The following is a 22,983-nucleotide window of genomic DNA, read 5'->3' as shown; positions in this document are numbered from 1 at the left end:
AGCATATCAAGAGGCGTCACGCACAAAAAGTCATCTAATTATCATGTAAACCAATAACCATCAGTAAAAATGCACTCATAACCAACACGTTCGTTCATCACACGTGTTCTTGAAAGAATCCTTGCCACCCACAATTATCATTAAAAGTAATTAAATGCGATAAAACCACCTTCACAATGAATATATCGAACAATTATTTTATTGAATGTTGTTTCATTAGCAACTTATGTTTAACTGCTGCTTTTATAATCTATTATAAATAGGATTTACACAAACATGACTTGCTTAACCACAATTGAAAAGATGACAATATCAGGATAATTATTCCCCTCTTAAATGGGATCCAAGGAGCCATTGTGCGCAACGCTTTAATTTTATTTTTTACACTTGCAAGTGTCAGCTTTTCTTCTTTCGCAAGTATCAACACCAGTAAACTCAAACCAAGTAATCTTCAGACTGCTTCTGTGAGTAATTATGTTATCGATCTAAGCTCAGGGAAAACGCTTTATCGCAAAAATTCCAATGTCGTGATGCCTATCGCGTCATTAACAAAGCTAATGACCGCGATGGTGACATTAGACGCTAAGTTACCGCTTAACCAAAAAATTACGTTCACTAAAACGGATAAAGAGCATATGTACAATACATATTCTCGCGTTCGTATTGGTTCACAATTAAGCCGTGGCGAGACAATGCACATTGCATTAATGTCATCTGAAAACTTAGCTGCTGCTGCACTTGCGGCTAACTACCCAGGTGGTTACAACGCGTTTATTCGTGCTATGAATGCTAAAGCTAAAGCACTCGGTATGACGAATACTCACTTTGTTGATAGTTCAGGTCTTAACCCTAAAAACCGTTCAACAGCATCAGACGTTGCTAAGATGGTACGGGCTGCTTACAAGTATTCTGCCATTCGTAACTACAGCACTAATGGTGCAGTTCACACCGCTTACTTTACTAACCCTCGTTATAAATTAGGTTACACCAATACCAATGCGCTTGTACGTGGTAAAAAGTGGACCGTTAACCTAAGCAAAACAGGCTTTCTTGATGAAGCTGGTCGTTGTTTAGCGATGGTAACAACGATTGATGGTAAGAAGATCCTAATGGTGATGCTTGATTCACAAGGCAAAATGACACCAATTGGTGATGCTGGCCGTATAAAGCAATGGCTACAAACAGGTAAGAGCACATCAATTACTGCTGATGCTAAATACTACCAGCAGCAAAAATTGAAACAATTAACCAAATAATTATTGTTAGTTGATAACGTAAGAAGCCAGCATTTGAGATGCTGGCTTTTTTTATACACCACATTTAGCAATTTAACATCTCACTTTAGTCACTATTAGTAACCAAATCATTTGGTTATCATTAAAAATTAACCTCCTATTTTTGTATTTTTAACCGATAAGAATCACCTAAAAAATGGCAGCTTACGTTTACATTTTATAAAACATTGACTATCGTTTACTCTCTTGTTGAACAATAAAAAAGGCGGATGATAGCTCTGTTCATTCAATATTCATCAAAGCCGTTAATTATGAAAATGCATTCGAAACACTCTCTCGGAAAAAAGACAATTCTTGCATGTATTATCTCACTTGCATCTGTTAGCTATGCCAACGCATCAGCTTCTGAAACACAACATTTAACTCAATACCCACCCAAACTATTACTTGAACAAATTACAGCACCTGTGACTGGGGCGTTATACCAAACTAAATTAACAGAGCAACAACAGAAAATTGTTGATCAAGCTAAATTAGTGAAAAAAAATGGCTGGTGGCATGTTGGTATTAAAGGCAACGCTTTTGATCGTGGTTTCCAATATGGTTATCTTATCGCGCCTGATTTTAAATTAGCGTGGAAAGACAGTTGGAGCATGACCTACCTAACAACAGGTGTGCCTTATAGTGCATGGCAAAAAGCCGCATTAGAACAAACTAAAGGGAAGATTCCCGTAGAACTTCGTCAAGAAATGGAAGGTATTGCTAAAGGCTTAAATGCTGCAGGTTTGCATGTCACTCTTGCTGACATTATTACATGGAACGACATGATTGAGCTTACAGGTTACTGGTGGCCTTCAGTGGGGATGCATAATTATACCAAGTGGGTTGATCCTGGTTTAATTAATACATCCGCATTCCCTGCCCCGTATACTAAAGCTGAAATGAACACCAATAATGTTGAACTAAGTAAAAACAGTGCCAACATTGAAGGTGCTAAAGGTAATTGCAGTGCCTTTATCGCAACAGGCACTGCGACAAATAATAAAGGTATTGTCATTGGTCACGAAACCTTTAATGATTTCTGGTCTGGTCAATTTTCTAACGTCATTTTAGATATTACACCAGATAAAGGTTACAAAATGGCCTTCCAAACAACACCTGGTATGATTGAATCTGGTACCGACTTCTGGGAAACAGGCGCAGGTCTTGCCGTTGTAGAAACCACATTAGCCAACGTGATGGATTGGAAAGCCGGTGGCACTCCTGAATTTATTCGAGTTCGTGAAGCAAGTCAGTATGCTAATAACATTGATAGTTGGATCAAGCTTGAAGAAAAAGGCAACAATGGTGGTTATGCTAATACATGGCTCATCGGTGATATTAATAACAACCATATTGCTAAGTTTGGTCAAGGTCGTGTTTATCAATACTTCAATGAATTAAAATCAGGCTACTTCACTGGCGAAAACGTCTCTGTTGATCCACGTTTACGCTATATTGAAGGTTCTGATGTTGACTACAACGATATTCGTCAACAAGAAGGTGCTCGTCGTTTACGTTGGATCCAACTGATGCATAAATACAACGGTAAAATTAATGTGGCAACAGGTCAGAAAATGCTCGGTGATACTTATGATGTCTACCTAAATAAAATGGATGCATCATCACGTAATATTTGTGCTGAGTATGATAAAGATTCACAACCGTATGTCTCTGATCCAGCAGCAGTATGGAACGTACCCTTTACACCAGCAGGCTCTGTTGATGGTAAAGTTGCCAACAGCAATGATATTAAAAACTTAACCATCAATGCGCGTTTTGGTCGTGCGAATGGCGCACCCTTTGATGCAAAAGCCTTTATTAAAGCCCACCAGCAATGGGGATGGCAATCAGGTTATTTATTAAGTCGCCCATCTGAACCATGGACAGAGATGAAATTTATCTAATTAATAGAACCTCATATCGCGGTCATTAGTCACCTTTTTGATTCAATATGACCGCGATTATTGTTTTAATTCTCATTTTATCGAAAAAATTAAACATTAAAACAATATGATACAAACATATAAGCTATGCTTTAAAGGGTCTTCAAGCAAAAGGAGCATCTATGCCGCATACCGAAATGATTATCCCTTCCTCATTCGGACTTATTAGCCGAATATCTCTTACCGCATCACTGTTTCTTGTCGTTGGTTTATCCATTATGTAACGATGGCTTATATTACAATCAGCTAAAAACACAACGCGACAAAAAAGCCCCTTGGAACTGCAATGAACAAGCAGTTACCAAGGGGCTTTTTGTTATTCATAAATCTGGTTTTTGTTACGCTGTCACATGAAGATCCAGTTCACTGGGCGATTCTTTCTTATGTTTAAGATATACAGTAAATGTGGAACCTTGACCTTCTACAGAATCAACCGTTATTTCTCCACCGACATTAGCCACAATACTCTGACTGACCGATAAACCTAATCCCGTCCCCGAACGACGAGTAGTGAAAAAAGGATCAAAAATACGTTTCATATTTAGTGCTGAAATACCGCAGCCATGATCGGTAATAATCACCATCGCTCCACGCACCTCACCTTGTTCATCAATCCAATCATCGGTAGCTATCTTTAATAATCCTTTATCATCCATCGCATGGATACCATTCATCTGTAAATTAACTAACACTTGCAATAATTGATGACGATTGACTTCAACACTGCATTTAGCTTCAAGGTTAACCTCAAATTGAACATCCATCTTTTTAGTACCTGAGCGTACAAGTGTTAAGCTTTCTTCTACAATCAAATTTAAGTGATGCCATGTCACTTCATCTTGCACACCACCTTGACGGCTGTATTGCAATAAACTGCGAGTGATATTACGAATACGATCAATTTGAAGGTGAATGGCAGCCAGCTCTTCTTGAACATCTGCCGTATTATCACCAAGTTCTAGCTGAATTAATTCAATATTACCCAAAATAACTGCCGTCGGATTATTAATTTCATGCGCAATACCTGCGGTTAACTCACCCAATGCGGCTAATTTTTCTGTTGCCACCAGTTTAGATCGTGCTTGATGCAATAATTGAATGTGGCGCTCTAGCTCTTCTGTTTTCTGATGTAAACTCTGAGTACGCTGTTCGACTTTATCTTCGAGTTCTATCGCGGTCAGTTTAATGAGTCCGTTACGTTGCTCTAATTGATCTAACATAGAATCAAATTGTTTACCTAATATTTGTAATTCATGCCCTTCTGATAGATCTAACTTTCCCACCCGCCGCTTTAATCCCATTTGTACCGCTTTAGCAACCTGATAGATTTTTTCAATCGGTAAAAACAAATCACGCGAACCACGATACACAATGACACTGGTAAATATCAGTACCAATAAGATACTCACACTCATTTCAATAATGTTGGTTAAATGACGATAGATGAGAGGCCATTGTAAATAACCCGTATAGAGCATGCCAACGACTTTACCGTCATTTGCATGTAACGGCTCATAAGCAGAAACATACCAACTATCATATACAAAGGCACGATCAACAAACGTTTGTCCTTGTTGTAAGACATGTTGTTTAACGTCTTCAGAAACACGCGTTCCCACGGCTCGACCAATAAGGTTGGCACTGTCTAATGGTACATTAGTACTAATCCGCACATCCCCCATGAATAAGGTAACAGTGCCAAGGCTACCATTTGGCAAAGTGCCTTCGGCATAAACCAAATCACGAATACGATCCACCAGCGAGGTGCTATTGTTTAATAAGATACCGCCATCTAAAATCCACTTAAGATCGCCTTGTTGATTAAAAATAGGCACCAAGCTACGGCTAATCAGACCTTTTTGCTCAATCGTGCCTTCTGTAAGTAAGGGTAATTGCGCTTTGGCTGGCAAATTGGGATTTAAATCATAAAGTTCAGCACTGTCTAATACTTGAAAAAACGTTTGTTCTTTACCTGATAGTAACAACGTCTGCTCTTGGCTTGAAAAGCGATTCAATTTACTCACAGGATGCAACACCACAAAATCTAATTGATAATGTTTATTTTGCTGACGAACCCAATCGAGTAGTGTTACTTCATTAAAACGTAATCGACGTTGAAAGTCGTAAGAGTTAGCAAAGGCTTGTAGTTCCATTCGCTGCTCTTTTTTAAGCAATACCATACTATGGTGCGCAACGGCTAAATCGGCTCTTACATTCATTAATGCATTTTGCCAAGTGTAGGTTATCGTCCAGTAAAAAGTAATGGCAATTAAGGTCAATAATGTCAGAAAAATAGGCACAGAAGTCAGCACTAATAACCGATAGCGCACCATGGTCTGAAATCGTCGTAACCACATCAAAACAAATGCTTTTGCTTTCATAGTATTAATTTCATTGTAATTCTTCTGTCCATTCTTTGTATTTGCGCTCTAATGTTTTTCTTGCCACACCGAGTTGGCGAGCTGCTGCTGATTTATTACCGTCACTGGCATCAACAACTTGCATAATATGTGCTTTTTCAACTTCTTTTAATGTCCATGTAACGGGATAACAATATTGATCTTCTCCGTCCTCATGGCATTGACAGGGTCGTTGAGGATGAGCGCTATTAAGTTCAAGCTCTTCTCCCGTCACCCCTTGCTCATTTGTAATAGCAACAGGTAATGCATCACCTTGTAATTCACGCCAATAATCAGCTGGCGGCTTACCCAATAAAATACACCGTTCCATCATATTTCGAAGTTCACGAATATTGCCGGGCCATGAATAGGCTTGCATTGCTAAAATATCTTCATGAGTCCAACTGATGGCTTTCATACCCAAGTCTTTTGATAGCTGTAGCGTAAAATGATGGGTTAATGACGGAATATCTTCCACGCGTTCACGTAATGATGGCAAATCAATAGTTAAAACATTTAATCGATAATATAAATCTCGACGAAAACGGCCTTCTTCTACCTCAAGTTTCAAATTACGGTTTGTTGCAGCAACGATACGAACATCAATTTGAATTTCTCGCTCAGATCCAACAGGACGAATGGCTTTTTGCTCTAGTGCGCGTAGCAATGATGACTGCATTGCTAATGGCATTTCACCGATTTCATCTAGAAACAATGTGCCATTATTAGCGACACGAAACAGACCTTCGCGGCTTTTCTTTGCGCCAGTAAATGCACCGGAGACATGACCAAACAGCTCACTCTCTAAAAGTTCAGGCGCAATAGCGCCACAGTTAATAGGTACAAAAGGTCCAGTACGCTTACTTAACTGGTGTAATGCGCGAGCGACCAATTCTTTACCCGTCCCCGACTCACCTTCGACTAAAACCGCAGCAATCGATGGTGCAACTTGGGCAATCAGTTTTTTCATTTGTTGTGTAGCAGGCGCATCACCAATGATATTGACGGGATAACTACGCTCAACGTCACGTTGCAATGCGAAATTTTGGCGTTCCACTAATCGACGTTCAATACAACGATTAACCGACTGCATCATTTGATCAAGATTGAAGGGTTTTAGAATAAAGTCAGACGCACCAGCACGTAGGGCTTGAATTGCCATTTCTAAATCAGCATAACCGGTCATAAAAATCACATCACTACGACGGGTTGTCGGATCAAACGCTTCATGCCATTCAATACCAGAACGGCCGGGTAAGTTAATATCAACAATTAACAAATCAAAATGGCAGCGTTTACGAATTTCTTCAGCTTCTTCAATACTTCCTGCGGTATCTACTTGAGCAAATTTTTTACTTAACGCTTTCTTTAAAATCGTGCGCATTCCTGGTTCATCATCAACCACTAATACAGAAACTGCGGTCCAAGATGAAGACAAACTAAAATCAGACATAGATACCGAGACATTTTAACCAAACCAAAATTTGCGACATTTTGTCTCACTATGAATCATTAAGTCAAAATTGTTTTATCATTCGGTATAATTTCGGTTACCTTTAACCTATTTTAAGTAATATATGATACCAAAATCACATAACCAGTCCTTTTTATCAACATTAAAAAGATGGCACTTTATTTGCTTATAGCTGACCTACGCAATTTATTTCGATGATCTGGGTCATTTTGGCGCATATCTCGTTAGCAAAGTTTCGTGACTTACTATCTCAACATTTTTTAATGCAACCCAATCGATCAGGAACGTTGATGAACTTATTAAAAACAACTTTAGTTATTCTTGGCTGCGCATCGGCAACGATGGCTTATGCGACCACAGAAACAGCAATGAATAAGACTGTGCGCCTAGCAACGACCACCAGCACTTATCATTCTGGGTTGCTAGATTATTTACTGCCTGTATTTACTAAAGACACTGGTTATACCGTCGAAGTGTTAGCTGCTGGCACAGGAAAAGCATTACGCATGGGTGAACACGGTGATGTTGATTTAGTCATGACGCATGCACCACAATCAGAAGCACAGTTTGTTGAAAAAGGCTTTGGTGTATTACCACGTAAATTAATGTACAACGATTTTGTTTTAGTTGGGCCCAAAAGTGATCCAGCTGAAATTAAAGGTGATAAAAATGTTGCTGATGCACTAAAAGCGATTGCCACTGATAACGCCACCTTTATTTCTCGTGGTGATGATTCAGGTACAAACAAAAAAGAGCTGAACATTTGGGCTCAAACAAAAATGGAGCCTAACTTTGGTGGCTATAAAGCAGTCGGTCAAGGTATGGGGCCAACGCTAAACATGGCATCAGAATTACAAGCCTACACCTTAACAGATCGTGGCACATGGCTAGCGTATGAAACCAAACTTGATCTTGAAATCATGGTTGAAGGTGATAAACGCCTCTTTAACCCTTACCAAGTGATTTTAATCAACCCTAGCCGCTACCCTGATCTTAACTACCAAGGTGCGAAAACATTCAGTGATTGGCTAGTTAATCCTAAAGCACAAAAACTGATCAATAACTACCAGCGTCATGGTAAGCAATTATTCGTTGCAGATGCACAAACGCAATAAAAGATAACATTCTAATTTAATGTGACATTTCGCTGATGGTTGTTTATTTAGCTCATTAACTATAATGAGCTCACAGTTATAACATAACGTTTTAGACTTACTGTTAATAACGTGAATGATAGCTCCATCGGCGTATTTTTTTAGGTTAAAAGAAACACTACCATGAATATTTGGCAGACAACGCAACAAGCGACCCAACTTCTTTTTAGCGGCGATAGCGCACTTTGGGGCATTGTGGGCGTGTCATTTTCTGTGTCTCTTTTTGCCATTGCCTTAGTGATTATTCCCTCACTATTGATTGCATTTGCTTTAGCTTACGGTAAATTCCCTGGCCGCTGGTTAACCCTTTCGTTAATGAACACACTACAATCAGTGCCAACGGTAGTGATTGGTTTACTGCTTTACATGTTGCTCTCTCGTGCTGGCCCTTTAGGTGACTGGCAAATGCTGTTTACTCAAAAAGCGATGATTTTAGGTCAAGTGCTGATTTGTTTTCCATTACTTATTTCGATGATGCATGCCGCATTTCAAAACAGTGATCGACGTGCATGGGAAACAGCACTCACTTTGGGCGCTAGCTATCCTCGTGCTTTACTCAGCTTAATGTGGGAAAGTCGATTTCCATTACTTGCCGCTATTATTGCTTCTTTTAGCCGCGTTATCACTGAAGTTGGTTGTTCGATGATGGTGGGTGGCAATATTTTAAATTCCACTCGAAATATTCCAACTGCCATTGCACTTGAAAGCTCAAAAGGTGCATTTGCTCAAGGGGTCGCACTAGGAATGGTGTTACTTATTTTAGCCTTAGGTCTAAACTTTATTTTATCTATCGCGCGTGGCAAAGCCCATTTGCGAACTAACTAAGCGAGGTCTTCTTATGATTCATGCTTCTATTCAGGCACTCGACCTCTCTGTTCGTTTTAAAAGCCGATTGCTGTTTCACATTCCTCAACTAAATTTAGCCCCCAAAGATGCCATTTATTTAACCGGCGATAATGGTGTCGGTAAAACAACCTTATTGAAAGTTTTAGCTGGCCTACAAAAACCTACAACAGGCAGCGTTAATATTCATCAGCATACTTTTTTTAAACGTCTCTTTAGCGGATGCTATGAAGGGAGTATTATCTACTTACACCAAACACCGTATATGTTTGATGCAACAGTATTTAACAATGTATGCTATGGACTAAGGTTTGCGATTAAAGATCGCCAAAAACGTAGAAATGAAGCCATTAATGCACTACGCATGGTCGGCCTTGAAACCTTAGCTGATGAACATGTCTCTGTATTGTCTGGTGGTGAACGTCAACGCGTCGCAATGGCACGCGCATGGGTACTTAAACCTAGCGTATTATTAATGGATGAATCCAGTGCCAGCATGGATCAAGAATCCATCAATCGCCAAGTTATTTTAGCGGAAGATTTATTGTCACGTGGCACCAGTTTAGTGATCACTAGCCACCAACAAAATGCACTTACCGCACTTTGTCGCCGTCAATGGACAATCAATGACACCCAATTAATTGAACGAGCCGATCTCCAACTCGTTACAGATATCAAAAACAATAAGGATAATTATGCCTACGCCTGAACAAACCCATTGGGTCATTTTAGCGGGTGGCCAAGCCAGCCGTATGGGAGGCAACGATAAAGGCCTGATTGAACTTGCAGGTCAACCCTTTATTCAACATGTTATTGATACACTGACCCCCCAAACATCTCATATCAGCATTAATGCTAACCGTAATCAGAATATCTACAGCCAATATGGTGATGTGTTTGGTGATAGCATTGAAAACTATCCCGGCCCGCTCGGTGGCATGCATGCAGCTTTACACCACATTGATAACGATTGGATTGGTTTTGTACCTTGCGATTGCCCGCAACTACCCCATGATTTAGTTTCTCGAATGGCAGCAGCATGTCAGCCTGATACTGATATAGCCGTTGCACATAATGGTGATTACATTCAGCCTGTTGTTACTCTACTGCATCGCCGTATTTTACCTAAGCTAGAAGCTTTTTTAGCTAATGGCGATCGCAAGATCATTTTACTATATCGTCAATGTAATATGATCACCGTTGATTTTAGTGATCAAACAGATGCTTTTATTAATCTCAACACCCCTGATGAATTATCACAATTTGGAGCACGCCATGACTCAAATTAACGCATCAGTGCCATTATTAGGCTTTGCTGCATTCAGTGGTACTGGAAAAACGACCCTTATTGAAGCGATGTTACCTAACTTAGTTGAACAAGGTCTGCGCATCGCTGTAATCAAGCATGCTCACCATGATTTTGATCTTGATGAACCAGGCAAAGATAGCTACCGATTACGCAAAGCAGGTGCAAGCCAAATGCTTATCTCCTCGCGTTACCGCCGCGCATTGATCACTGAAACACCAACAACGGAAGCAACCTTAGCGTATTTAATTCGCCAATTAGATCAAACCCAACTCGATCTTATTTTAGTGGAAGGTTTTAAAAACCTTGATTTCCCTAAAATTGAATTACACCGTCAAGCGATCAATAAACCGTGGTTATTTCAAAATGATAATAATATTATTGCCGTTGCGAGTGATATCAAAACCGATACAAGCTTGCCGCAAATAAGTATTGATGATATCGAACAATTAACCAATTTTGTGGTTAAATACAGTTCAAAATCACAACAACAATCAATAAAAACAGCCAGTTGTGATGAAGTTCAACCACAAGGTATGTTATCGGTTGAGCAAGGTCGTCAGCGTATTCTTGCGCAAATAAAGACCATTGATAACCCACTGACCGTTGAGCTTAAACACGCACTGGGTCATATCGTACATACTGATATTCTCTCACCCGTGAATGTGCCACAACATACTAATTCCGCGATGGATGGTTACGCTATTCGTGGCGCAGATATTGATCTCAATAGCTATACCGTTGTCGGTCAAGTGCTTGCTGGGCATCATTATCCACACCCGCTACAAGCAGGTGAAGCAGTACGTATCATGACAGGTGCCCCCGTACCTCAAGCTGCTGATACCGTGATTATGCGTGAACAAGCACACCAAGATGGTGACACTGTCACGTTTAATCTTGCTATGGGTGCCATTAAAGCGGGTCAAAATGTCCGTCTAGCGGGTGAAGATCTTGCCATTGATCAAGTTGCGGTCGCAAAAGGACAAACCATCACAGCACCAGAGCTTGGCATGATCGCATCACTTGGGCTCAATGAAATAACCATTAATACTCCTCTTCGTGTCGCTATTTTCTCAACCGGTGATGAAGTACAAGCTCCCGGTGAAGCACAACGACAAAACTGTATTTATGATTCCAACCGCTATAGCCTATTTGCCCTGTTAACTCATCTAGGTTGTGAGGTGGTTGATTTAGGTATTATTGAAGACAGTGAAGCCACACTTGAAGCAACATTAAATCAAGCCAGCCAACAAGCAGATATGATTCTATCCTCTGGTGGTGTTTCTGTTGGTGATGCTGATTACATCAAAACGGTATTGGATAAACTTGGGCAAATTAACTTCTGGCGTATTAATATGCGCCCAGGACGTCCACTCGCCTTTGGTCATATTAATGACATTCCATTCTTTGGGTTACCGGGAAATCCTGTCGCTGTTATGGTGACATTCTTACAATTTGTTGAGCCAGCAATTCGCAAACAACAAGGCTATCAAGATTGGCAGCCACAAACATATACCGCTATTGCAGCAGAACCTCTGCGATCTCGTATTGGCCGTACTGAATATTTGCGTGGTTATTATAACTGGGATGCCAATGGTCGCCTTTCAGTGAAAACAATAGGATCACAAGGCTCTGGTATTTTACGTTCAATGAGTGAGGCTAATTGCCTAATAGAAATTCCGCCACAACAAGAATATGCCCATATTGGTGATAAAGTCACCGTAATACCACTTGATATACGTCTATAGCACATTCAACCTTATGAAGCCCTCGCTCGTTTGCAAGGGCTTTTTTATTTCCGCTATTATTAGTATGTATTTTATCAATATATGTATTTACATTAATATCATCTGGCTAGACCATTAAAGTGATATTTATGTTGTAGAATAGCGACAGTCTTATTTTTAGGTATTATAAGTAAACATGTTTTTAGATTCATATTATTCAGATAACAGCGGTGAATTATCTTTTACTCGTGCACAAGCAAGTCATTTTGCAAAACGCGTAGCCGGTGACTTTAACCCTATTCACGATGAAGATAACAAGCGTTTTTGTGTACCTGGCGATCTGCTATTTTCGGTTCTGCTAGCAAATGTTGGCCTTAGCCAAAAAATGCGCTTCGAATTTGCAGGCATGATCAATGAATCAAGCTGCCTACTTATAGATATAAAATCCCCTACAGAGCTCTCAGTTATCGACTGTAAGGGCAAAGTATACATGGATGTCACACGCAGTGGCGAAACCACAAAAGATGAGGTGTTAATTTCACAAGTCACTAAAAACTATGTGCAATTTTCAGGAATGAACTTTCCTCACATCATGGTTCCGTTGATGAAATCTAAAGACATCATGATCAACCCAACACGCCCATTGGTGATCTATGAATGTATGGAACTTGATTTCACTCGCTTAGACCTTACTGCGCCCACTGTTGAGCTAACCAACTCTATTATTGAAGTAGAAGGCAAGCGTGGCAATGTTACTCTTCATTTCTGTTTTAAAGAAAATGGTGAAATTGTAGGTACAGGCAGTAAACGTATGGTAATGAGTGGCTTAAAACCTTATTGCCAAGACGGTATTGATGATTTAGTGTCACGCTTTAATGAACGCAAAGACAAATTTAACGCGATTAACAGTTAATAAGTAATCAGTCTCATTGATTATTCAAGAATGTATTGCTAAGAAAAAGCCCAATCGACTATTGATTGGGCTTTTTTGATGTTAACGATCTTTAATTATACTTCATCAATCTTTGCTGCTAATTCAGACGCGAGAGGTAAATACAGTCGTGATCGCAATCCTGGATTATTATCACTGAAAACTAACTCACCATTATGACGAATAACCACAGCTTCAACTAACGACAGTCCCAATCCAAATCCTTGATGAGTTCGACTACGATCAGCACGGAACATGGGTTCACGAATACGTTGTTTGTCTTCATCAGATACTCCCATGCCATTATCAATCACAACCACACCAAAATGGTCAACAATCACATCAATCTCACCCTGTTCTGGCGTGTATTTAATTGAATTTTCAACTAAATTATAAACTGCTCTAAATAATAAACTTGGTTCACCTTGTAAACGGTATGGTTGATCTTCTCTAAAGCTCAGTCGTTGTTGCTTTTCATCTGAAATGGGTAATAAAAACTCAACCACATCTCGACAAACTTGAGACAAATCAACCCATTCTTTATCAATATGCTGTTTACCACTGTTTAAATTAGCAATTTCAAGCATACCATTAAACATACTTAACAAGACTTCCAAATCATCATGACATGCTTCTAATTCTTTGGTATGTGGCGCCGTATTTTGTGTCAGTAATCGTTCTAAGCGCAGCTTCATTCGAGCAATAGGGGTACGTAAATCATGCGCCATACCGACCGACAATGCCTTTAACGATGTTTCTTTTTTCTCTACTTGCTCAATCATAAAATTAAGGTGCATTGCTAGCACATCAAATTCATCATCATTAGAACTAACCGGTAACTTAACCCCTTTTTCACCCAATATAACGCGGTTCATTCCCTGATTAACTCGTGCTAATTTTTTTAAAATAACCACCGCAAATAATGAAGCTCCAGCCAACATAAGAATCACAGGCACCGCTATACCAGAAAGTAACATCGGAATAACAGTTTGTCGGTACGATTGCATAAATTGAGGATTAATCTTTATGACTAATTCCATTCCTAAAGGCAACGGTATCACCTGAGATAATTGCGATGTTTTACTACCATGACCAAAGATAAAAGACGCTGTTGGATAAATTAATAATTCTTTGTTAATACGCTTTGTTGGCTGTATGACGTAGCTAAATGTCGTATTACTTAGTTTACGTTGCGCTATCGTTCGATATAGTGCACCACTGTCACCTTTATTAACTATCATCGAAAACAAATTAGCTTCATTAACTAAATCACGTTTTAATTGCTGGTGGTAAAACGTTTCAGAACTAACCACTACCTGATTGATAAATAGAATAAATATAAAAGCGACACAGGTAATAAAATACATCAACACTTTAAAAATAGTTGATCGCGACAGGTTTTCAGACCCGGCGTAAGACATAACCAGCCCCTCGAACAGTATGGATGAGACTCGGCTCTCCTTCTTGTTCTAACTTTTTACGCAAATTAGCAATATGCACATCAATAACATTTGTTTTTGGATCAAAATGGTAGCTCCAAACTGATTCAAATAGACTCATACGAGAGACAACACTTTCGACATGCTCCATTAAATATTGCAGTAACAAGAACTCTTTTTGCTGTAAATTAATCAGCCGAGAACCACGCCATACACGATGTGATTTAATATCTAATCGTAAATCATCATAGCTATATTCAGACGACACCGTCGCAGCAACGAGTTGATTACGTTTAACAAGAATATTGGCACGAGCAACAAGCTCAGCTAAAGCAAAAGGCTTCGTCAGATAATCATCACTTCCCGACGTTAAACCGACAACACGATCTTCAACGCTATCCATTGCACTTAATATCATCACAGGCGTATGGTTTTCCGTTGCTCTTAACGCTCCTAACACTTTCAAGCCATCTAATTGCGGTAACATACGGTCTAAAATAATCAGCTGGTATTCACAACTTGTTGCCATCATTAAACCTTGATGACCATCCTCAGCTTCGTCTACTACAAATCCATGCTCGCGTAATCCTCTCGCAACAAATTCTCGAGTAGTAAGATCATCTTCAATTATTAATATTTTCATTTCATGCCTAAACCTAGATCTAATCACTTATTCATGCTTTGTTCGTAACGCGCCAGTATTATACACAGTCCACTTCTATTTTTTAGCTATAAAAAAACGGCCTACCAGAGGTAGACCGTTTAACGCGACCATAGGGGGAAGTTATGAAATCGCGAAGACTGTATTTTACTTAACTAATGATGACTTAAAGTGCTTTCATTTGGTTAGCAATAATTTCAGCTTGTGGACCTAAGATAACTTGAAGGTTATTTGAACCTACGTTAACCACGCCCTTAGCGCCTAACTGTTTAAGTTTTGCATCATTGATGATTGAGCGGTCAACGATACCTAGACGAAGACGAGTGATACAAGCAGAGATATCGGTTAGGTTATCTTTACCACCTAGCGCTTCTAGGTATTGTTCTGCTAAATCAGCCTTGCTATCTGAAGTTGGGTTTGAATCTTCTTCTGGTGCATCTTCACGACCTGGTGTTTTAAGATTGAACATCTTAATCGCACCAACAAAGATCACGAAGTAAAGCGCACCAACCACTAGACCCATTGGGATAATTTCCCATGAATTATGCGCTGCTGGAGCGTTAAAGTTCAGGATGTAGTCAATCAAGCCAGATGAGAAGCTAAACGCCATATGGATATTAAGCATTGATGCAACAACAATACTAAGACCCATTAAGATAGCGTGAACAACATATAAGCCAGGTGCTAGGAACATGAACATGAATTCGATTGGTTCAGTGATACCAGTTAAGAATGCAGTTAATGCCACACTCAATAACATACCACCAACAACTTTCTTGTTCTCTTTCTTAGCCGTTACATAGAAAGCCAATGCCGCACTTGGAAGGCCGAACATTACTACTGGGAAGAAACCACTTAGAATACGTCCCGCAGATGGATCACCCGCAAAGAAGCGTGAGATTTCACCCGTAACCACTTGACCCGTTGCAGGATCAGTGTAATTACCGAATACAAACCAAACCATACTGTTAAGAATGTGGTGTAGACCAAGTGGAATCAATAGACGGTTAGCAACACCGTATACGAACTCGCCAGGTACGCCACTGGTTAGGATCCATTGACCTAAGTGGTTAATACCACCTTGGATTGGAGGCCATACTACACTGAATGCAAAAGCAAGAATCAATGCAACTAAACCAGTAATGATAGGAACAAAACGTTTACCACCAAAGAAACCTAAGAACTCTGGCAATTTGATTGCATGGAAACGGTTGTATAGCAGGCCTGCACACACACCAATAATGATACCACCCGCAACACCTGGGTCGACATCAGCATTAAGTGTCTTAATCGCAGCCATCATAATGAAATAACCAACCGCTGCCGCAATTGCTGCTGCCGCTGAGTTATCTTTTGAGAAACCACCCGCAACACCCATTGCAAATAGAAGTGCTAAGTTGGTGAAAACCGCCTGACCACCTGCTGCAATAAAAGGTATATTTAATAGATCGGGTTGTCCAATACGCAATAAAATACCAGCAATAGGCAATACTGCGATTGGAAACATTATCGCGTTTCCGAGCTTTTGGAAATGTCCAAGAATACTCATTCCCTTCTCCATATCATTACATCAAAATTAATAAACAACATATGTCGTTTAAGCATGTGCTAACCATACAGTAGTTAGCTAAACTTAGTTTAAGATAAACATTAAGTTTTCTTAATGTTGGCGCATTTTCACGTGACAACCTTCACAGATTAAGAAAGAACACTAAAACACACTCAGTAAATTTACAAAATTAACATTACAACAACAGCTATAATTGTAAAATTTATGAGGGTGATTTATTATATTATTGTGTAAAAGACAAGAAACATGAACCTTACCTGACAAATAAGTATAGAAGTTGTTATTCAACGATTTTCTTAATGACATTTTGTACAATTTGTGCGAAAAAGACAGCCGTTTTAAATCATGAAAAAATGTCAATTTTATGACACTCGACCGCTTTTTTTATGGCTTACTTAATTATTATTAAATGACAAGATTGAATTCTCTCCATGATGACTTTTATATCTAAAAAATTACCTAATTTTTTTGCATTAGGTTTATTTGCTATATTACTCTTTATCGCCATTCATATTTTCCCGATACCGGCATTCACTACACCTGTCAGCAATCCAGCAGGCATCTCATTTGCATTACTTACTGATAGTGCAGGCAGTCCATTCTTCCTTATTACTGCAGCATTACTGTGCTTATCACCTGTTTTTATGCGGTTACCAAAGAAAACAATCACTAAAGTATGGATTCAATTTGGTATTTTATTAGTATTAAGTTTTGTCACTAAAACAGTATTAAAACACGAAACGGCGATTCCTCGCCCTTACAGCTATGAATTACAACGCCTACATTTAGTGGAATCTCCTGAAGCTTTCTACGCATTAGATACAACCGCTAAAGATAATGTTGTAAAAGAAGCCTCTGCTTATGTAAGTTCTTGGCGTTTACGTAGCTGGGAAGGTGAAACAAACTACTCTTTCCCTTCAGGCCATACTATTTTTGCTGCTATCTGTGTTTTATTCTGGGGTGGTTTCTTTATTCGCCGAGGTAAATATCTTTTAGCAGGAGGGTTAATTGTCTGGGCAACAGGTGTGGGTATTAGCCGTTTATGGTTAGGAATGCACTTCCCTTCTGATGTCATGGGCTCAATACTTGCCGCGACGGTACTTTATTTCTTTGTTCCTGAGTGGGATGAAAACGCGAAGAAAAGTAAAAAATAATAGTCAAGTAACTACCATTTAAAAAGGCTCATCGCATTATGCTATGAGCCTTTTTTTATAGAATAAATAACGCTATATCATGCATCACTAATGCTAGGCTTATGTTCATACTCAACAACAAGTTGATTACCAACATACGTTACCTTCTTTATTTCACCATCAAATATAAAAGTATTCTTAACAATAGAGTTTGCTAACGATCCTTTTTGTACCGCTTCACGTAACGAAGGAAGTATTAAAACAGGATCAATATTTAAAATGCCACAAAAATCATTAACAAACTGATGTTGAATAACAGCATCCCCTCGCAGAATGTCTGAAAATTCAAGTTGCGTTAACTCTAGCTTTTTAGCCATTTCAATTTGAGTTATACGCATTTTTGCTTTATAGCTCATCCATGTATCGTGCAAAACTCGACGATCTTTTTCAGTATATTGCATTTTCTTTCCTAAAAGCGCTTTCAATACATTAAATAAACCCAACGTTATTCATCACACTGCGCAAGGGTGAATTTAAACGAATTGATTTTTTTCATCCATAAATTAGCTGTAAGAATATGTGTCAGCCATTCATACAAGCAATATAATATAGATATATTTAATACTTTATTACAAGTTATTCGTTGTCGAATTGCGTATTAAACCTATAATGCACAAAAATCATAGAAGGATAATAAAACTAAAAATGCTACGTTCTTGGTTATATTTTATTGTACATAGTGTGCTAATCATCACTGTATTCACCAATACAGCGTATGCACACATGACACCAATAACACCAATGACGCATTGTAGTGAGATAGAAATAGCTAGCTGTTGTGATAATACAAAGGTTGTAACCCTCTCACTTATCGCTAATTGCAGCGATGACTGTAATGATAGTGATTGTTCATCACAGCATCAGCCAGCATTGCTCTCTAACTTTAGTTTTCAATCTCTCCATAGTACCGAAATACTCATAAGTGCTTTGTGTCACTCTCCTCGTTATTATCATGAGCCCTTGCTAAAACCGCCAATGGCGTAAGTATTTTCTCCACGAACACCACGTTACTTACCTTATTATATGTCACCATCTCGTACTGACTGGTGTGCATCGCGTTATTTAGGAATATCATTATGATCATCAAACATACTTTACTAGCTTGTGCTCTTTTTGTTTCAGCAACAACGGTTGCGGCAACTACACCAACAACATCACCAATAATCAAAGGCACGAATTACTTATCTCCCTACTGTGGCTGTTGTAAAGAATGGGTCGCACATATGAAAGATAATGGCTTTGAGTTAGAAAACATTTATCAAGAAAACCTCACGCCAACCAAAATAAAACTGGGTGTATTGCCTGGATATGCGTCTTGTCATACCGCCCAAATTGAAGGTTATACTTTTGAAGGTCATATTCCAGCTGCGGATATCAAACGCTTTTTAGCAAGTAAGCCTACACGTATGAAAGGATTGGCTGTTGGTGGAATGCCAGTAGGATCACCGGGTATGGAATATGGCGATCAGAAAGACAGTTATAATGTGGTCGCTTTTGATGATAAAGGTCGAACAATGGTATGGGCTCAACATAATTAATCATACGCATCTATTGCCTTGTCATTAAACAGTAATAATGAAATAAAAAAAGCCCGTTGACCTTGTTTACACTCAAAAGAGATAAACACATCAACGGGCTTATTTATTGAATTCTGTTACTGAAATAAAACTCGATTAGGATCATCATTTTCTGCCCATAATGGATCTAATTCGCGTTTTTCAAAGTAAATTTGTAAGCCATTAAAATAAGTAAAAGCTGTCAACTCTGAATCTTTACCAAAATGTTCAAAAAATACGTCTTCGTGATCCGCTAACTCGACTAGCGTTTGAATACCCCGCTCTAATGCCCATTGAATCGCAGGAGGTGCAATAATAGTTCGATATAGCATCAATTGTTTAATATCAGCCAATGCGATTTTACGTCGTTCTTGCACTGCACGGTGTGACACCTGCGCATTCGCCTGCTCTTCTGCCAATAACGCTCGTAGGCTAGCTAAACTTGATTCTCGTTCTGCTGTCGAATAGCCATAAGTCGTTTTACAAAAACGTAAGGCATAAGTCATTTTTTCACGCCCCACCAACTCAATTACTTGCTCAAGGTAAGGCTGTGGAATCGCATACAACGCAGCTAACTGAGTTACAGCATGGTTTAAGCTAGTATAGATAATGCCATCATATTCAAATTGAAATGTTGTCGTCACATCATAGCAAGGCAAGCCATCAATATTAATTGCCCATCCCGCGTAATTGACCCGATCTTTAGCAATTTCAAACATTTTCCAGCCACTAAGACGGAAACCTTCTAGAGCTTTACCATCCATTTCTGATGATTCAAGTTCTTCTTTGGTCCAATTAACACCAATTTGAAGATGCTTATGGTATTTCTTATGCAGTTGTTGTTTCACTTTGTCGCGCAATAAATCTAAGCTACTGACCTTTACCGCGTTAGCAAAAGCAAAACACTCTTGGCAACACGGCAACATAATCGGTAAGGATTGATTATCATAATTTGGAACAGCCATAAAAGCATGGCTATCGAAATACGGTTCACCGCAAAACCAGCAGGTATGACGGTAATCAAAAGGCACATCAATATTATGGTATGAAGAAGTCATTTATCTGCTATTTGTAAGTTAAAGTACGTTGAGTATTATGCAAAGACTGATCCCCAACAACAAGGTTATTTATGACGAAGATTATCCGTCATTTTATCGGCTAACTGTTGAAAGACAGCTATCTCATCAGAGCTAATATGCTCTGTTATTTTTTCTTGCATTGCATTATCAATCACAGCCAACTTTTCAACAATTTCCATACCACGCTCGGTAACACATAAATACGAACTGCGCTTGTCTGTTGGATTCGCTATTTTAGTAATAAATTCTTTTTCTATTAATGTGTTAACTAAACGAGTGATTTGTGCTTTATCGCGTTCTAACATTGTTGCTATATCAATAGCAGTACAGGGTGTCATTTTGTTAATGATCTTAATCACTCGAACATGCATCGGCGTCACACCGAGATCAAGTTGTTCAATCTGTTCATGCAATTGACGTTTTAACGCATGTACCAATTGAAATAAGTTATCTAGCATTTTGTTATTAACCATTACATTTCCTGCGCGCCCATAAATATATAGTTGACAATATCAATCAAAATACAATATAGTTGACATTATCAATCATATTTCGTTTTATTTCAAATAAGAATCCAATTATGTCTAATAAAAAAAACTATCGAATTACCATTGAAGAAGTAGAATCTCAATCAACTATCGCCCAAACCATGCAGTTTGAATTTCAAGATAGAGAAGATCTGTTTAAGATAGTTAAAAACTTAGAGAAAGGCAGTAAATTAGATGCAATACAAGCAACAAGAGTTGGTGTTGCTCTGCGATTATTAGGTCCTGTTATGATGATGAATCGTAAACACCCGCTTTTTGCTGACTTTATGCCTCATTTTAAAACATTTATGCAGTCACTTAAAAATACCGTTAAACAATCATTAATTGATAAGTAATTTCATCGGGTTAAACCCCCTTCTGTACAAGCTAAAAATATCAATACCGAGACTAAGTTGCGCATAATATTAAACGACTCATTAATTAATGTTGTCGCGATCTGAATATTGGTTTTATTTACTTGCTAATGATCTTTTTTTAAATACACTCGCGCGACATTTATTTTGTCCGTGATCCTTACATGAAAAAACTAATGGTTAGCTCAATGTTAGCCTCAACACTGTTATTAAGTGGCTGTGTCACTTTTCCTACGACAGAATCAGCCAAAGTTGGTGTCATTTGGGATGATACAAAAGCAATTGAAAACTGTGAGCGTTTAGGTATTGTATATGGCTCAGAAGGCCATTTTTATGACTATTGGTTCCATGCTGACAAAGACATGGTATGGGGAGCAATAAACCAAATGCGCATTAAGGCGGCAGCATTAGGTGCAAATACCGTGTATCTCTATCAACCACTAGATTTTTCTAGTTCTGTGACTATGTTTGCTAATGCCTATCTATGCCAGCAACCAAAAACCGCCTCTGCCACCAAACTTGAAGTAATGCCTGACTCTAAATAACACCATAACGGTTTTTGGTTTCGCATTCTTGTGCCAAATTGTGAATTTAGGACAGCCATTATTTTTAATGACTGCCCTAATATTAACTAAGGCTTCTGTGATAACACTTCTGTAATATCTTGAGCGTCATGACGCTCAGGCAATTGTTCCCACACTTCACCCCAGGTACGATTTACAATCCGCCCTCTTTGTACCGCAGGACGATTAAGTATCATTGTTGCCCAGCGTTGAACATGGACATAACTTGCCACATCAAGAAACTCACTCGCACTGTAAAGATGGCCTAAAACTAAATTGCCATACCATGGCCACATTGCAATATCCGCAATAGTGTACTTATCACCGGCAATATACTGATGAGACGCAAGTTGCTTATCTAACACATCTAATTGGCGCTTCACTTCCATCGTAAAACGATTAATTGGGTATTCTAGCTTTTCTGGTGCATAAGCATAAAAATGACCAAAGCCACCACCTAGATAAGGCGCAGAACCTTGTAACCAAAATAGCCAATTCATTACTTGTGTACGATCATTTATTGATTTAGGCAATAATAGATCAAATTTTTCAGCTAAATAAAATAAGATTGAACCCGATTCAAAAACATTAACCGCTTGGCCTTGTGAATGATCCACTAATGCTGGAATTTTAGAGTTCGGGTTAATAGCAACAAAGCCAGAAGAGAATTGATCACCTTCAGAAATATTAATCAAATGCGCATCATAATCAGCATCATATTTACCCGCCGCTAACAACTCTTCAAGCATGATCGTTATTTTTTGTCCGTTGGGTGTCCCCATAGAATAAAGCTGCAATGGATGCTTACCTATCGGTAATGCCTTATCATGTGTAGCACCTGACACGGGACGATTGATCTGTGCCCATTGACCACCATTATTATTATCAAATTGCCATTGTTTAGGTGGAATGTATTGATTGGTCATGTTAACTCCTAACAATTGTTATTTGTTTACTAATAGTCGAG

At 38.9% G+C, this 22,983-nt stretch carries 21 protein-coding genes; 12 read left to right on the top strand and 9 right to left on the bottom strand.

From position 1 onward, the window contains the following. Positions 1–356 precede the first annotated feature (356 nt). Both pbpG and CZ809_RS21025 read left to right on the top strand, forming a co-directional pair. The gene (gene pbpG / locus CZ809_RS09825) at positions 357–1,256 is read left to right on the top strand and encodes a D-alanyl-D-alanine endopeptidase (RefSeq protein ID WP_080157395.1); all 900 of its coding nucleotides are present in this window, start codon (positions 357–359) and stop codon (positions 1,254–1,256) included. Positions 1,257–1,546: 290 nt separating this feature from the next. After that, the gene (locus CZ809_RS21025; protein ID WP_158258918.1) at positions 1,547–3,181 is read left to right on the top strand and encodes a C45 family autoproteolytic acyltransferase/hydrolase; all 1,635 of its coding nucleotides are present in this window, start codon (positions 1,547–1,549) and stop codon (positions 3,179–3,181) included. 377 nt (positions 3,182–3,558) lie between these two features. Here CZ809_RS21025 and CZ809_RS09815 read toward each other — a convergent pair whose 3' ends face one another. Both CZ809_RS09815 and CZ809_RS09810 read right to left on the bottom strand, forming a co-directional pair. Continuing rightward, positions 3,559–5,601, bottom strand: coding sequence for a sensor histidine kinase (locus CZ809_RS09815; protein ID WP_080157393.1), 2,043 nt, complete (start codon positions 5,599–5,601; stop codon positions 3,559–3,561). A 10-nt stretch (positions 5,602–5,611) separates the two neighbouring features. Next, positions 5,612–7,072: a sigma-54-dependent transcriptional regulator gene (locus CZ809_RS09810; protein WP_080157392.1), complete on the bottom strand. Its 1,461-nt coding sequence runs from the start codon at positions 7,070–7,072 to the stop codon at positions 5,612–5,614. A 362-nt stretch (positions 7,073–7,434) separates the two neighbouring features. Between CZ809_RS09810 and CZ809_RS09805 the strand changes: the two genes are divergently transcribed. The 6 genes from CZ809_RS09805 (at position 7,435) to CZ809_RS09780 (ending at position 13,036) form a co-directional block, all read left to right on the top strand. After that, positions 7,435–8,208 carry an ABC transporter substrate-binding protein gene (locus tag CZ809_RS09805; RefSeq protein WP_235865915.1) on the top strand — a complete coding sequence of 258 codons (774 nt, stop codon included), beginning with the start codon at positions 7,435–7,437 and terminating at the stop codon, positions 8,206–8,208. A 162-nt stretch (positions 8,209–8,370) separates the two neighbouring features. Then, on the top strand, positions 8,371–9,072 hold the full coding sequence (locus CZ809_RS09800) for an ABC transporter permease (protein ID WP_080157390.1): 702 nt from the start codon (positions 8,371–8,373) through the stop codon (positions 9,070–9,072). A gap of 13 nt (positions 9,073–9,085) precedes the next feature. After that, the gene (locus CZ809_RS09795) at positions 9,086–9,799 is read left to right on the top strand and encodes an energy-coupling factor ABC transporter ATP-binding protein (protein ID WP_080157389.1); all 714 of its coding nucleotides are present in this window, start codon (positions 9,086–9,088) and stop codon (positions 9,797–9,799) included. Further along, positions 9,786–10,379: a molybdenum cofactor guanylyltransferase MobA gene (gene mobA / locus CZ809_RS09790; protein WP_045039561.1), complete on the top strand. Its 594-nt coding sequence runs from the start codon at positions 9,786–9,788 to the stop codon at positions 10,377–10,379. The genes CZ809_RS09795 and mobA overlap by 14 nt, the downstream gene beginning before the upstream one ends. Further along, positions 10,366–12,144, top strand: a complete 1,779-nt coding sequence (locus CZ809_RS09785; protein ID WP_080157387.1) for a bifunctional molybdopterin-guanine dinucleotide biosynthesis adaptor protein MobB/molybdopterin molybdotransferase MoeA — start codon at positions 10,366–10,368, stop codon at positions 12,142–12,144. Before mobA ends, CZ809_RS09785 begins: the two co-directional genes overlap by 14 nt. A 175-nt stretch (positions 12,145–12,319) precedes the next feature. Beyond that, positions 12,320–13,036, top strand: coding sequence for a DUF3581 domain-containing protein (locus CZ809_RS09780; RefSeq protein ID WP_080157385.1), 717 nt, complete (start codon positions 12,320–12,322; stop codon positions 13,034–13,036). 95 nt (positions 13,037–13,131) lie between these two features. Here the strand turns inward: CZ809_RS09780 and CZ809_RS09775 are convergent, their stop codons facing one another. From CZ809_RS09775 to nagE, 3 genes are all read right to left on the bottom strand, one after another. After that, a complete protein-coding gene (locus tag CZ809_RS09775) occupies positions 13,132–14,475 on the bottom strand; it encodes a sensor histidine kinase (RefSeq protein WP_080157383.1) in 1,344 nt (447 codons plus the stop codon). After that, complete coding sequence (locus CZ809_RS09770; RefSeq protein ID WP_080157382.1) at positions 14,456–15,136, bottom strand: winged helix-turn-helix domain-containing protein; 681 nt, start codon at positions 15,134–15,136, stop codon at positions 14,456–14,458. Before CZ809_RS09770 ends, CZ809_RS09775 begins: the two co-directional genes overlap by 20 nt. A gap of 184 nt (positions 15,137–15,320) precedes the next feature. After that, positions 15,321–16,703, bottom strand: coding sequence for an N-acetylglucosamine-specific PTS transporter subunit IIBC (nagE, locus tag CZ809_RS09765; protein WP_080157380.1), 1,383 nt, complete (start codon positions 16,701–16,703; stop codon positions 15,321–15,323). 452 nt (positions 16,704–17,155) lie between these two features. On the opposite strand from nagE, the gene CZ809_RS09760 reads away from it, so the two are divergent. Further along, a complete protein-coding gene (locus CZ809_RS09760; RefSeq protein ID WP_080157379.1) occupies positions 17,156–17,878 on the top strand; it encodes a phosphatase PAP2 family protein in 723 nt (240 codons plus the stop codon). Between the two features lie 77 nt (positions 17,879–17,955). On the opposite strand, the gene CZ809_RS09755 is transcribed toward CZ809_RS09760, so the two are convergent. Next, entirely contained in the window at positions 17,956–18,318 is a 363-nt protein-coding gene (locus CZ809_RS09755) for a transcriptional regulator (RefSeq protein WP_080157378.1), read from the bottom strand. Positions 18,319–18,993: 675 nt separating this feature from the next. On the opposite strand from CZ809_RS09755, the gene CZ809_RS09750 reads away from it, so the two are divergent. Then, positions 18,994–19,455, top strand: a complete 462-nt coding sequence (locus tag CZ809_RS09750; RefSeq protein WP_080157377.1) for a DUF411 domain-containing protein — start codon at positions 18,994–18,996, stop codon at positions 19,453–19,455. Positions 19,456–19,571: 116 nt separating this feature from the next. Here the strand turns inward: CZ809_RS09750 and CZ809_RS09745 are convergent, their stop codons facing one another. Together CZ809_RS09745 and CZ809_RS09740 are read right to left on the bottom strand one after the other, a co-directional pair. Beyond that, positions 19,572–20,531, bottom strand: a complete 960-nt coding sequence (locus CZ809_RS09745) for a hypothetical protein (RefSeq protein WP_080157376.1) — start codon at positions 20,529–20,531, stop codon at positions 19,572–19,574. A 65-nt stretch (positions 20,532–20,596) separates the two neighbouring features. Next, the gene (locus CZ809_RS09740) at positions 20,597–21,025 is read right to left on the bottom strand and encodes a MarR family winged helix-turn-helix transcriptional regulator (protein ID WP_080157375.1); all 429 of its coding nucleotides are present in this window, start codon (positions 21,023–21,025) and stop codon (positions 20,597–20,599) included. A 107-nt stretch (positions 21,026–21,132) separates the two neighbouring features. Between CZ809_RS09740 and CZ809_RS09735 the strand changes: the two genes are divergently transcribed. Beyond that, positions 21,133–21,435, top strand: coding sequence for a DUF3861 domain-containing protein (locus CZ809_RS09735; RefSeq protein WP_080157373.1), 303 nt, complete (start codon positions 21,133–21,135; stop codon positions 21,433–21,435). Positions 21,436–21,617: 182 nt separating this feature from the next. After that, positions 21,618–21,998 carry a DUF4156 domain-containing protein gene (locus CZ809_RS09730; RefSeq protein ID WP_080157371.1) on the top strand — a complete coding sequence of 127 codons (381 nt, stop codon included), beginning with the start codon at positions 21,618–21,620 and terminating at the stop codon, positions 21,996–21,998. Between the two features lie 86 nt (positions 21,999–22,084). Here CZ809_RS09730 and yghU read toward each other — a convergent pair whose 3' ends face one another. Continuing rightward, on the bottom strand, positions 22,085–22,942 hold the full coding sequence (gene yghU / locus CZ809_RS09725; RefSeq protein WP_080157370.1) for a glutathione-dependent disulfide-bond oxidoreductase: 858 nt from the start codon (positions 22,940–22,942) through the stop codon (positions 22,085–22,087). Positions 22,943–22,983: the final 41 nt, after the last annotated feature.

Origin of the sequence: Photobacterium piscicola (assembly GCF_900166965.1) — a bacterium.
Classification (GTDB): domain Bacteria; phylum Pseudomonadota; class Gammaproteobacteria; order Enterobacterales; family Vibrionaceae; genus Photobacterium; species Photobacterium piscicola.
This window is presented reverse-complemented; position numbering and strand designations above follow the sequence as displayed.